The 12,473-nt window shown below is 43.4% G+C and carries 10 protein-coding genes and 1 pseudogene (1 of these 11 cut by a window edge); 7 read left to right on the forward strand and 4 right to left on the reverse strand.

Features of this window, described 5'->3' with window-relative positions:
* Nucleotide 1: 1 nt before the first annotated feature.
* Both K1I37_RS19650 and K1I37_RS21605 read left to right on the forward strand, forming a co-directional pair.
* Nucleotides 2–373: a DUF2243 domain-containing protein gene (locus tag K1I37_RS19650; protein ID WP_021297712.1), complete on the forward strand. Its 372-nt coding sequence runs from the start codon at nucleotides 2–4 to the stop codon at nucleotides 371–373.
* Complete coding sequence (locus tag K1I37_RS21605; protein ID WP_330217023.1) at nucleotides 363–458, forward strand: hypothetical protein; 96 nt, start codon at nucleotides 363–365, stop codon at nucleotides 456–458. Before K1I37_RS19650 ends, K1I37_RS21605 begins: the two co-directional genes overlap by 11 nt.
* 19 nt (nucleotides 459–477) lie before the next feature.
* On the opposite strand, the gene K1I37_RS19655 is transcribed toward K1I37_RS21605, so the two are convergent.
* The 3 genes from K1I37_RS19655 to K1I37_RS19665 form a co-directional block, all read right to left on the reverse strand.
* Nucleotides 478–1,599 carry a GntR family transcriptional regulator gene (locus tag K1I37_RS19655; protein ID WP_021297713.1) on the reverse strand — a complete coding sequence of 374 codons (1,122 nt, stop codon included), beginning with the start codon at nucleotides 1,597–1,599 and terminating at the stop codon, nucleotides 478–480.
* Nucleotides 1,600–1,920: 321 nt separating this feature from the next.
* Nucleotides 1,921–3,522, reverse strand: a complete 1,602-nt coding sequence (locus K1I37_RS19660) for a xylulokinase (RefSeq protein ID WP_021297714.1) — start codon at nucleotides 3,520–3,522, stop codon at nucleotides 1,921–1,923.
* On the reverse strand, nucleotides 3,500–4,909 hold the full coding sequence (locus K1I37_RS19665; protein WP_021297715.1) for a sugar porter family MFS transporter: 1,410 nt from the start codon (nucleotides 4,907–4,909) through the stop codon (nucleotides 3,500–3,502). Before K1I37_RS19665 ends, K1I37_RS19660 begins: the two co-directional genes overlap by 23 nt.
* A 523-nt stretch (nucleotides 4,910–5,432) precedes the next feature.
* Between K1I37_RS19665 and K1I37_RS19670 the strand changes: the two genes are divergently transcribed.
* The 5 genes and pseudogenes from K1I37_RS19670 to K1I37_RS19690 all read left to right on the forward strand — a co-directional run bounded on the left by K1I37_RS19670 (nucleotide 5,433) and on the right by K1I37_RS19690 (nucleotide 10,911).
* Nucleotides 5,433–6,137, forward strand: a complete 705-nt coding sequence (locus K1I37_RS19670) for an L-ribulose-5-phosphate 4-epimerase (protein WP_021297716.1) — start codon at nucleotides 5,433–5,435, stop codon at nucleotides 6,135–6,137.
* Nucleotides 6,138–6,167: 30 nt separating this feature from the next.
* Entirely contained in the window at nucleotides 6,168–7,592 is a 1,425-nt protein-coding gene (araA, locus tag K1I37_RS19675) for an L-arabinose isomerase (protein WP_021297717.1), read from the forward strand.
* 298 nt (nucleotides 7,593–7,890) lie between these two features.
* On the forward strand, nucleotides 7,891–8,373 hold the full coding sequence (locus K1I37_RS19680; RefSeq protein ID WP_021297718.1) for a GNAT family N-acetyltransferase: 483 nt from the start codon (nucleotides 7,891–7,893) through the stop codon (nucleotides 8,371–8,373).
* Between the two features lie 157 nt (nucleotides 8,374–8,530).
* Nucleotides 8,531–8,986: an SRPBCC family protein gene (locus K1I37_RS19685; protein ID WP_031219053.1), complete on the forward strand. Its 456-nt coding sequence runs from the start codon at nucleotides 8,531–8,533 to the stop codon at nucleotides 8,984–8,986.
* A gap of 708 nt (nucleotides 8,987–9,694) precedes the next feature.
* Nucleotides 9,695–10,911 (forward strand): annotated as a pseudogene (locus K1I37_RS19690) (IS110 family RNA-guided transposase).
* A gap of 661 nt (nucleotides 10,912–11,572) precedes the next feature.
* Here the strand turns inward: K1I37_RS19690 and K1I37_RS19695 are convergent.
* Nucleotides 11,573–12,473, reverse strand: partial view of an arsenic transporter gene (locus K1I37_RS19695; protein WP_031219054.1) — the 3' portion only. The gene runs 401 nt beyond the window's last position; 901 of the gene's 1,302 nt are visible here — the last part of the coding sequence; its start codon lies beyond the right edge, outside the window — the gene reads right to left on this strand; the stop codon is at nucleotides 11,573–11,575.

Below are 12,473 nucleotides of genomic sequence, written 5' to 3' on the forward strand. Positions count from 1 at the left end.
CTTGACCCGTACCCAACCTCGGTCAGATCATACATTCATCAGAGCGTTTATTTTCGGCATGGGCCTCATCGGCATGTTAGACGGAATTGTCTTCCATCAACTCCTACAGTGGCACAACACCTATATGCTTACCAATCGCTTCAACCAGATTGTCAGTGATGGGCTACTTCATCTGGTTACCACAGGACTGATGGTTACAGGGACCATTTTATTGTGGACCGATACGGCAACTGACAAACGCTTGTCAAACCCAAAGTTCCTCGGCGGCTTACTCTTGGGTGCAGGAACATTCAACTTCTTGCGGCGTTATCGACCATCACCTACTACAAATTCACCACGTGCGTCACGGCCATCCGTATCAAATGCAGTATGATTTGGCTTTTGATTTGTTTGCAATTCTTCTGCTAGTCGTAGGGGGAGCCGTGTACAAAATAGCACAAAAGTCGGTTAGGTGGTGAACCATGCGTAACACCTGTTCTACTTGTTTCCTTTTTCGCCTCTTTGAATTGAGTCCTTAGGCGAATGAATCGCTCTTACTGAACCCCTTTCAATCAATTCCGGCTCATATACCTTTGATGTAACTGGTTGGTTGTTTATCAGATTGATAATCATTTTACCAGCGTCCAGGCCCATCACTTCTTGTGGATGCCGAATCGTTGTCAATCCGGGATTGATGAACTGCGAGAATTGATAATCATCAACACCGATAATGGAAAGATCGTCAGGGATTTTCAAACCGATTTCTTCCACGAATTTAATGATTTGAATGGCCAGTTGATCGTTGTAGCAAACGATTGCAGTTGGAGCAAACTTGGGCCGCGCCAGAATTGTGTACAGTTTTTTAAATAAGTTGATCTTATTCTCTTCAGTCTGGTACATCATAATTTCACCCATATTTGAGATCTCAGGGTGGTCCTGAAAGGCTTTAATGTAACCATTCATACGATGAATTCCCTGTTTATCATCCACCTTAAATATACCAACAATTTGTTTATGCCCCTGGGAAATCAAGGTGTTTGTAGCCATTTCTCCAACCTTGACATCATCCATTACTAAATAAGGAATATCCAAACCATCATAGATAGCATTAATGAACAGCATAGGGATACCCATCGATTTAATATTGTCGTAAATGCTTTTATTGTCGTTATTCAAAGCACTTCTGGTTGGCTCAATGATTAATCCCGACAACTTATTCGACAACAAGTTCGTTAAGCTTTTTCGCTCCTTCTCCGGATTGTTTTGTGTATTGGCAATCAAAACGGAGTACCCATAATTGGATATGTAGTTGTCAATTCCCGCGATAATATTAGGGAAAATATAATCTGCTATATGGGTTGTAATCAGACCAATTGTCTTATTTTGAATGTTCGGTCGAGGTTTGTCCTTCCAATCGTTTACGAACATCCCTCCACCTTGAATCCGGTAAACAAAATTCTCTTTCTCCAGTTCACCAATCGCATGTCTAACCGTGAATCGACTCACTTGATACATCTCCATGAGTTCCGATTCTGTCGGCAACTTCTCGTTCACTTTATATACTTCCGAAAGGATTTTCTCTGTAATATCTTGCTTAATTCGCTCGTACTTTTTGGTCATGTGATTTCCCTTAATTCGTTAGTTTAAGAAACAATGATTATTATAATAATAACGCGAGAATAACTCGAGCTTCATTCATCAACGGATTTTGATTGGACGTCCTATTAAATAACCATCCTCTGCAGATTCAAGGTTGATAATACTACAATTGTACCAGAAACCGCGGTTGCGGTAGGCCTTCACGTCTTATGAATAAAAGAGCCCTGTCCCGTGTCAACTTGCATTTATCCGACACGGGCTAGGCCCTTTTAATCCATTGTCACGTTGACTTTTTGTCTAATCTCGTTACGGTTTTATACTCGTAATCACAAGCTTCTGGTATTATGAAATGGACTTAATTGCCATAAACTCAATCGGCAAACCATCCTGGTATTTTTTTATAAACTGTTCATATCCCGAAACGCCTTCAGGATCTGGATTTAAGGTCACACTACCCGGGTCAGTAAACACCTCTTGATCCAAAAAGTCCTCCAAACTGACACGCTCACTTCCGTATTTGGAATAGACAGCTAATACTGCCATGCCCCAAGCGCCACCTTCACCAGCTGTACTCATAACAGTAATCGGTGTATTTAATGCATTGGCCAAAATTTGCTGTCCAATCACTTGTGTCTTAAATAGACCACCTTGAGCAATCAACACATCTGTCTCAATCTGTTCCTCATTTTTCAAAATGTCCATTCCAATTTTAAGTGGAGCAAATGCAGCGTACAACTGTGTTTGAACAAAATTGCCTAATGTAAAGGAACTACTAGGATGTCTGACAAAAAGCGGGCGCCCAGCAGGCATTTTGGTAATGTTTTCGCCCGACAAATAGCTGTAATTGATTAATCCACCTGCATCAGGATCAGCTTTCATAGTAGATAAAAATAATGTTTCATATAAACGATCCGCTTTCAGATCTATACCCAGGCGCTCTGCAAATTCTTTGAATATATTTGCCCACGCATTGATATCAGATGAACAATTATTGATATGAACCATCGCCACAGGCGCACCGCTTGGGGTAGTGACAATATCAATATCTCTGTAGACTTTTTTCAATGGCTTATCAAGCACAACCATTGAAAAAGCAGAAGTTCCAACTGATATATTTCCAGTTCGTTTACGAACACAATTCGTACTAACCATACCCGTACCGGCGTCCCCTTCTGGGGGAGCCATTAAGCTGCCTTCTTGGAGAACGCCATGAACATCTAATAATTTAGCTCCTTCCCGAGTCAGCCTTCCTGCATATTCACCGGCTCGTAAAACTTTCGGCAAGATATCCCGAATACTCCATTGGTATTGCGCCACATTCTCCATACTTTCAAATTTGTCTAGAAAATCCGCAGCGTAAGTTCCAGTAACTTCGTCAATTGGGAAAACACCCGATGCATCTCCAATTCCTAAAACCCTTTGCCCAGATAATTTCCAATGTACATAACCAGCTAAAGTGGTGATAAAACCAATGTCATTTACATGCAATTCTTTATTTAAAATTGCCTGATACAGATGTGCAATACTCCATCTTTGTGGAATGTTAAAGTTAAACAGATCCGTCAACTCATCAGCAGCCTGTTCGGCAATATTATTGCGCCATGTTCTAAAAGGCGTTAACAAAGTACCATTCTTCGAAAATGCCAAATATCCATGCATCATAGCGCTTACACCAATGGCACTGATTTTTTTCAAACCCATGTGGTACTTGCCTTGAACATCAGCTGCAATTTGCGCATAACTTCTTTGAATTCCGCTCCAGACCTCATCTAATGAGTAAGTCCAAATCCCATTTTCAAATTTATTCTCCCAAACATAGCTTCCAGAAGCTATCATATGAAAGTCATCCGTTATCAATACGGCTTTAATGCGCGTTGATCCCAATTCGATGCCTAATGAAACATTCCCTTGTTGAATTGCCTTAGACGTTTCTATTAAGTTCATTTAATTTCCCCCCCGCGCTCTTTCCTCGAATTTTTTCAATTTCCTCCAAGGTATGTCCGCGAGTTTCAGGAACACATATGCGTATGAATAAAACTCCAAGCAAGCAAATAACTCCGAATATTGCAAAAACAAATTCTTGAGACATTGAAGCAGTCATAATTGGAAACAACAATCCGACCAAGAAAGAGCCAATCCAGTTAAATGATGAGGCTAATCCTGACGCACGTCCACGAATGACCAGTGGGAAAATTTCACCGACTATGACCCAAGTAATAGGAGCCCACGTGAATGAGTAAAGTGCTACGTAGATACACAAGAAAGCAACGATCATCATGGGATTCGCATTCGGAATTAATACATTCAATATTGCAGGCAAAATAAAGGATAACCCCATAATAGTGCCGCCTACCGTCAATAGAGTACGACGATTAAATTTATCAGCGATCATGATGAACACCAATGAACCTGCCACGAGAATAACCCCTTGAATAATTGGCCACATCAGCGCCGAACTCGCCGCGTGCCCTGTTGCTTTTTGCACAATTAAAGGAATGTAATAGAAAATTGCATTAGCACCTTGGAATTGTTGAAAGGCCGCTACACCCACTCCAGCAATTAATAAATAGCGATATTTACCACTGAGCAACGTGCCCCATGCTGTTTTTTGATTTGCTCTAGCCTCGGCTTTGGCGGCCTCTTGAATTTGTGTGATTTCCACATTAATTTCTTCGTTAGTGGAGCGAATGTAGCTTAACACCTTACGCGCTTCATCAAGTCTATTGTTTTTTATCAAAAAACGCGGCGATTCAGGTAACCGCAATACTCCAAAAAATAAAACCAAAGCAGGCACCGCTGCCAAACTAAGCATCAACCGCCACCCAGTTGTTTCAGGTAAATCTTTCAGTAAAAAGTCGACAATATACGAAAGCAGCATCCCAGAAACAATCATTGTTTGATTGATACCGGACAAACGTCCGCGCAAGCGTGCAGGTGCCATTTCTGACATGTAAGCTGGAACTAGCGCTGAAGCTGCACCAACGGCTAATCCTAATAAAATTCGAACTGCAATCAAATAGCCTTGCCCATCATGAGGGGCTATCCCTGATAGAACTGATCCAACGACGAAAATTAAGGCGGATATTAAAATTGTTTTGCGTCGCCCTAAGCGATCAGAAAGTTGCCCGGCCAAAGCCCCTCCAAAAATAGCCCCAAACATAACCGCGGAAGTAATCCACCCAATAACTCCAGCGCTGTTTTGGAGATTCCAATCACGTTCTAGAAAAGGCAAAGCACCCGTCATAACGCCTATGTCGTAGCCAAAAAGAATGCCGCCAAACGCCCCAAAAAAATAAATAAAGCCGCTCGGAATCTTCTTTTCATCAACCATTTCAGTTCCCTCCTCAACTTAACACTTTCTCTACATAGGAATTTCACACGCAAAAATATGAATGGCCTCGGCCGCCCCCTTTGTTCGCGCTTACACCAAACGGAATTAAAAGCGTTTTCAAAGCGAAATGTAACACATTTGTCCATATAAATCAATCACGAAAGATAGGTCGTCCGTATGATTTTAAATTCAAACCGCATACTCGATGGATTATAATGATTCACCTGTTCACACCCACAATCCATCGCCTTTCTTACCCATTTAGGCAACGTTTAGCGGCTTACAAACACGTACAACAAGGAGCAGCGACATTAAAAGCATATGAGCCTAATACCATCATATATTCAACAAAATAAACAACCCACTTTATTTATCCATATGACTTTAAATTATCATTGACTTATACGGATAAAAGTTATAGCATTCCTCCTGTAAGCGGTTAATACTTGAATATTAATACGTAAAATATCAATCCAATTAATTACTCTGCAGAATGACTTCATATCAAAGGAAGGATCCCGTGATGTTAGAAGATTTAAAAAGGCAAGTATACGAAGCAAACATGTTGTTGCCACAATATAATTTGGTGACCTTCACGTGGGGAAATGTAAGCGGAATCGATCGTGAAACTAACCTACTTGTAATTAAGCCAAGTGGTGTCGACTACGACACATTGTCCCCCGAGAAAATGGTGGTTGTCGATCTGGACGGAAATATCGTGGAGGGCGATTTGAATCCGTCAAGCGATACACCTACGCACTGTGTCCTCTACAAGCATTTTCTCAACATTCGAGGAATCGTTCATACGCATTCTCCTTGGGCTGTTGCATTTGCTCAGGCAGGCCTTGATATTCCTGCAGCAGGTACAACACATGCCGATACATTTTACGGTCCGATCCCCGTCTCGAGACTTATGAAAGCAGAGGAAATCATCCATGAGTATGAAAAACAAACCGGAAATGTCATAGTAGAGACCTTTGAGAAACGTCGAATTAACCCTGATCAGATTCCAGCCGTACTCGTTAATGACCATGGTCCTTTTACATGGGGAAAATCTGCCCATGAGGCCGTACACAATGCGGTCGTGTTAGAGGAAGTCGCAAAGATGGCCTATCACTCGCTGCAACTGAACCCACATCATATTGATATAGACCAAAGTCTTCTCGATAAGCACTTCCTGAGGAAGCATGGTAGCAACGCTTATTACGGACAGAAAAATATGAACTAATTGATCATTATCGCTTAAGGAGAATAGTAAATGCTAAAGATAAAAGATTACGAGTTCTGGTTTGTAGTTGGCAGTCAGCATCTATACGGCAAAGAAACACTGGACGCAGTCAAAGACAATACCGTGAAAATAATTGACGAATTGAATAAAAGCGGGCATTTACCTTATCCAATCATCTTTAAAGCAGTGGCTACAACCGCTGATAGCATTACCCAGATTATGAAAGAAGCAAACTATAACGATGACGTCGCGGGCGTAATCACCTGGATGCACACATTTTCTCCCGCAAAAAACTGGATCAGAGGAACGATACTATTACAAAAACCACTTCTCCATCTGACCACACAATTTCTTGACCATATTCCATGGGACACCATTGATATGGATTACATGAACCTGCACCAAAGCGCCCATGGTGACCGTGAGTATGGATTTATCAATGCGAGATTAAATAAAAATAATAAAATCGTTGTCGGTCACTGGAAAGATGAGAATGTCCACAGCCAAATCGGCAGATGGATGGATGTTGCAGTAGCCTACAACGAAAGTTTCAATATTAAAGTGGCGAGATTCGGGGATAACATGCGCAATGTCGCAGTAACGGACGGAGATAAAATTGCAGCACAGATCCAGTTCGGTTGGACCGTTGATTACTACGGCATTGGCGATCTTGTTGCTGAAATGAACCAAGTTACAAATCAAGAAATTGAAGCAACTTACGCAGAGTGCAAAGATCAATATGAGTTTGTAATTGGAAGAAACGATCCTCAGTATTTTGATGATCATGTTAAAGAACAGATTAAAATTGAAATTGCCTTGCGCAAGTTCCTCACGCGAGGCGGATATTCGGCCTTCACTACCAACTTTGAAGACCTTTGGGGCATGAAACAGCTCCCTGGCATGGCAGTTCAAAGGCTGAATGCAGAGGGATATGGTTTTGCCGGAGAAGGAGACTGGAAAACTGCAGCCCTCGACCGCTTGGTTAAAATTATGGCGCATAACAAAAAAACTGGCTTTATGGAAGATTACACGTACAACTTAAGCAAAGGCCGCGAGGAAATTCTAGGGGCACATATGCTTGAGGTTGATCCAACTTTGGCAAGCTCCAAAATCAGAGTGGAGGTTCACCCATTAGGCATAGGTGACCGTGAGGATCCGGCACGCCTTGTTTTTGACGGATCGGATGGAGATGCAATTAACTTAACTATTTCTGACTTTGGAGATCACTTCAAACTAATCATGTACGAGGTGGAGGGTAAAAGACCATCTGAACCAGCACCAAACCTTCCTGTAGCACGACAGATTTGGACACCAAAATCAGGATTTTACGAAGGGGTCCGCAAATGGATTGAAAACGGCGGCGGTCACCATACCGTGTTCTCCTTCGCCGTAACAGCCGAACAAATAGAGGATTTTGCGAAACTAACAAACCTTGAATTCGTTAATATTAAATAAGATTGAATAGTAACTTAGGCTGCAATACTTAAATTCCGTTGAACTATATTTCATCAACGGAATTTAAGTATGCCTATTCCTTACTCGTCCATCTTTCCGACTGCGGTGTTTTCCGCGGTTCTAATTTGCAGAAAAACGCGGCGGTCGTTTATACATTGACATTGTATATTCATACGCTGTCCATGTGCTACACTTATTGAACTAAGGGGCAGTTATGGTCAACAAGCGGTGGGTTGAAGTCTGCTGCCCAGGTCACAGAAAAGACCTTATTGGACTTGGAATGAGGTGAACATATACAGTGATACGAATTCGGCAAATAACCGAAGATGATTCAGATAATTATCTCGCTTTGTGTAAACAACTTGATCAGGAAACAAAATTCATGATGCTGGAGCCGGATGAACGTACAATCGATGATGACCAACAAAAGAATCGGATTCAGTCTCTGTTAGCCAGCGGAAACAGCATGATTTTTGTCGCAGAACATGAAAAGGAACTTGTAGGCCACTTGGGTGCATTTGGTGGAGAGTTCCGGAGAAATCGTCACAAGGTTCATATCGTCGTGGGCATTCTACAGAAATTCACTGGCAAGGGGATAGGAACGGCATTGTTCACCGAAGCAGACAGGTGGGCAAGACAGGTAGGCATCCACCGTCTTGAGTTAACGGTGATGACACATAATGAGAACGGTCTTGCCCTTTACAAGAAAATGGACTTTATTGTAGAGGGAACTGCCAAAGACTCCTTACTTGTGGACGGCACATATGTGGATGAATATTAAATGGCGAAAATACTGTCGTAGCACCATGCTACGGGAGGCTTAGTGATTTATTAGACTTGCCGTTCATGTTGCACTAACGGGCAGAAATATTCAATAAGCCCATAGAGTCTGTTACATTTTTAGTGGAACACCTAAACGAAAAGGATTGTAGATAAAAATGACAACACCTATATCTGTACCTGACATTTCGTCGCGACCATATCATCTAACGGTTGAGCGGCTAATGGAATCGTCTCCTGAAGTGCTTTTCCGAGCATGGACAGAGCAGTTTGACCGTTGGTTCGCTGCTCCTGGGTCGGTGATAATGCAAGGTAAAGTCAATACAGTTTTCTTCTTCGAGACGCAGTTTGAGGGAAAGCGGCATCCTCATTATGGACGATTTCTGAGACTCGAACGTGACCGTCTCGTTGAATTGACGTGGGTTACTGGGGCTGGAGGCACTAAGGGAGCGGAAACGGTTGTCACGGTTGAACTTAAACCCCACAGCAACGGCACCCACCTTCGTCTGACACACGCAGGTTTCCCAGATGAGGAGTCAAGGAATCAGCACGAACAGGCATGGCCTATTGTTCTTAAACAGCTTGACAATCGGATGATGGCAAGCAACGCATAATCAACATGGCAATGACACGCTCCATTTGCCGACAATCGTTGTGGTCAGCCATTGGAAATGACGGTGCCAACATTGCTTGTTGAATAAAAGGGTGCGTTAACGACATAAGGAAACGCTGACCAAATTGCATAAATATAAATAACGCGGTATATCGGAGCGCCGCGTTTTTCTGCATTTTTAAGTTGCGGAAAACACTGCGGTTATGGTTGGGTGTAACCACTATAAATCGTGCTTTTAAGGTATAAAACAAATTCAACGACTGAACGCTTTCAACATACCATTAGATAACGCTCCCTTCATTCACAGCACTTGTACCGTGAAAGCTACATGCTACACTGACAGTCTCGTTTAAGGCGTACATCCGTAAAATTGCGGTATAACTCGTTGGACCTCCATCGTGACACTAATTGTTGTAAATCTGCCCCTGCTTTAGATTTATTGAGTGATTATTTATGACAATAGACCTTCATGCCGCTGGGGCGGCACCATCAGAAGGATGAAAATAGCCTTGTGTTGAATGATTTTTCTGGTGGCTGGCGAAGGCAGGTCGTTCCACTCTGGTGCCTTGAGCCCGCTCAATAGACTGACTACGACGACCTAGTGCACCACAGAATGTCGCTCCCGACTCGGGAAGCACGCAGGATAGAATGATCAAGAATGGTCGTTGCACCAGCCCTTCAATATGACCAGTTGCCAGGAAGGATCTGCATGGATGTAGTCTATGAACGTTGTTGTGGTCTAGATGTTCACAAGAAGATGGTAGTCGCTTGTGCTTTAACGCCCAAGGGCAAAGATATCCGTACATTTTCGACCATGACGGAGGATCTGTTGGAGATGGTTGACTGGTTGGTGGAGCATGAGTGTACTCATGTAGCAATGGAAAGTACGGCTTCATTTTGGAAGCCAATCTATAATCTTCTCGAATCCGAGAATTTCGACGTGCTTGTGGTTAACGCCAAGCATATGAAGAACGTTCCAGGCCGCAAGACAGATGTCAAAGATGCTGAATGGATTGCCGGGCTCCTGCGGCATGGATTGCTACAAGCTAGCTATATCCCCAACCGTGAACAGCGTGAGTTACGAGAGTTAATTCGCTACCGCCGTAGCCTCATTGATGAGCGATCACGAGAGGTGAACCGAATTCAGAAGGTGCTGGAGGGAGCCAACATCAAGTTGTCTTCGGTTGCCAGTAACACACTGGGGAAATCCGGACGGGCAATACTGGAAGCCATGATTCATGGAGAAGAAGACCCCAAAGCATTGTCCGAGTTAGCGAAAGGTCGATTGAAATCTAAAAAGGCTGATCTGCAAAAAGCACTGCATGGGCTGGTAGGGGCTCATCAACGGATGATGCTGGCGGCACAATTGCGTCACATCGATTACCTAGATGAAGAGATTACCCGATTGGATGAAGAGGTTAAGGAACGTATGCTCCCTTTTGAGGAAGAGCTGGCGTTGGTTGACACCATCCCAGGTGTGGGGCGACGTACAGCAGAACAATTACTTGCTGAGATTGGGACAAATATGGCTCAATTTCCGTCCGCTGCCCATTTGTGCTCATGGGCGGGGTTGGCTCCAGGGAACAACGAGAGTGCAGGCAAACGAAAATCGGGGAAAACTCGCAAAGGGAACCAAAAACTAAGAACGGCATTGGTTGAGGCCGCTCGTGCAGCGGCAATCACGAAGCAAACCTATTTGTCTGCCCAGTATCACAGGATTGGAGCCCGTCGAGGGAAAATCGGGCAGCAATTGCAGTGGCACACAGTATCTTGACTATCGTGTACTACATCTTAAAACGGCGTCAGCCTTACGTTGAACTCGGCCCCACCTATTACGAAACACGCAAGAAAGATGCAGTCGTCAAGCAAGCAATTCGAAAGCTTAAGTCTCTTGGTCTGGAAATTGAGATAAAGCATTCAGCTTAGGAATTCATAAGAGGTATAGGTATAATTATCCATATAAACTCATCGCCGATGGGGTTAGTTCAGTGTGCCCTCCTACACGCCTTGGTGGCCATTGATTTTCAGGATAGTGGAATTGTTTCTCCATGTGATGTGATTTGGTGCTTCCTTTGTCCCCGCAGTATAAAATCTTCTTTTAACCCACAGGGGTCCATCAACATAGCCAATAGATATAGGCGAAACACCTGCCCCTGTATCTACCATGTAAAAGGAGATTGTGTAATTGTGATTAGGCGACTGTAGCGTTTGTACTCTTGTTACTCTCAAAAAAGTCATCGCGAGTAACAATGAGAAAATTAGTCCTAGCGACAACAGAATGGTGAATACACTTATCATTCTATTTCTGTGGCTTTTGAGACCCAATAAACCGGTAATGAACGCTATAACAGATAAAGAAACTAGAAAAAGGCGAGACGGCGAAACATTCCATATGTAGAAAAAGCGAAACGAACAATATGAATCAATCGATAACAAAAGACTACTTAATGCGAGTACCCAGCCCCAAGAATGAAACGCTTTCCACCGATTGGAGTTGTCCATTTCCACCTTCGACCATTTGGCTACGGGACGAATTCTCCGTTCACAGAGATGAATCAATGCCTTTTTCACCATTGCCCCTCCAAGGTTAGTGAATGATTGAAACCCACAGATACAAACCCGATAACGTTACAAACAGGGTTGGAATGGTAAGGATGATCCCCGTCTTGAAATATTGACCCCAACTAATTTTGACGCCCTTTTGTGACAAAACATGTAGCCACAGAAGCGTTGCTAGCGAGCCAATCGGTGTGATCTTCGGGCCAAGGTCACAGCCAATGACATTCGCGTAAATCATAGCTTCACGCATGACGCCTGTGGTACTCGCGGAGTGAATGGCTAGCGCACCGATCATAACCGTCGGCAAATTATTCATTACACTCGACAAAATCGCAGTAATAAACCCAGTGAACAACGTCCCACCATAAAGCCCACTATGCGTCGACCATTGGAGCAAGTGACCAAGCAAATTCGTCAGTCCTGCGTTTCGAAGCCCATAAACCACCACATACATACCAATCGAGAAGACAACAATAGCCCATGGTGCGGACTGAATGGTGATCCAAGGTGTGATGGTCTTCGTGCTAGACCCAGCAATTAGAAAAATCAGCGCAATCGCGAGCGCAACAACCGATACAGGGAAATGAAGAAGCTCCGTCAATATGTAACCAATCAGCAACACGACGAGAATGACCCACGACGCCTTAAACATTCCCGCATGCTTAATGGCTTGTGTCGGATTCGGCAAGTCACTCGGGTTATATTCACTGGGAATATCGTTTCGAAAGAACAAATAGAGCATTATAAGACCTGCTGCAAATGAGAACAAATCGGGTACTATCATATGCAGAGCGTATTGGATAAACCCCACACCGAAATAGTCGGCAGATACGATGTTCACCAAGTTACTCACGATGAGTGGCAACGATGTCGTGTCTGCAATGAACCCACTCGCCAAAACGAACGGAAGCATTTTCTTCTTATCAAAT

Origin of the sequence: Alicyclobacillus acidoterrestris, from assembly GCF_022674245.1 — a bacterium.
In the GTDB taxonomy this organism is placed as follows: domain Bacteria; phylum Bacillota; class Bacilli; order Alicyclobacillales; family Alicyclobacillaceae; genus Alicyclobacillus; species Alicyclobacillus acidoterrestris.

Excerpts from the sequence above, each read along its gene's own strand:
- K1I37_RS21605 (WP_330217023.1), top strand. The coding sequence starts at position 363 with ATGCAGTATGATTTGGCTTTTGATTTGTTTGCAATTCTTCTGCTAGTC.
- K1I37_RS19655 (WP_021297713.1), bottom strand. The coding sequence starts at position 1,599 with ATGACCAAAAAGTACGAGCGAATTAAGCAAGATATTACAGAGAAAATC.
- K1I37_RS19660 (WP_021297714.1), bottom strand. The coding sequence starts at position 3,522 with ATGAACTTAATAGAAACGTCTAAGGCAATTCAACAAGGGAATGTTTCA.
- K1I37_RS19665 (WP_021297715.1), bottom strand. The coding sequence starts at position 4,909 with ATGGTTGATGAAAAGAAGATTCCGAGCGGCTTTATTTATTTTTTTGGG.
- K1I37_RS19670 (WP_021297716.1), top strand. The coding sequence starts at position 5,433 with ATGTTAGAAGATTTAAAAAGGCAAGTATACGAAGCAAACATGTTGTTG.
- araA (WP_021297717.1), top strand. The coding sequence starts at position 6,168 with ATGCTAAAGATAAAAGATTACGAGTTCTGGTTTGTAGTTGGCAGTCAG.
- K1I37_RS19685 (WP_031219053.1), top strand. The coding sequence starts at position 8,531 with ATGACAACACCTATATCTGTACCTGACATTTCGTCGCGACCATATCAT.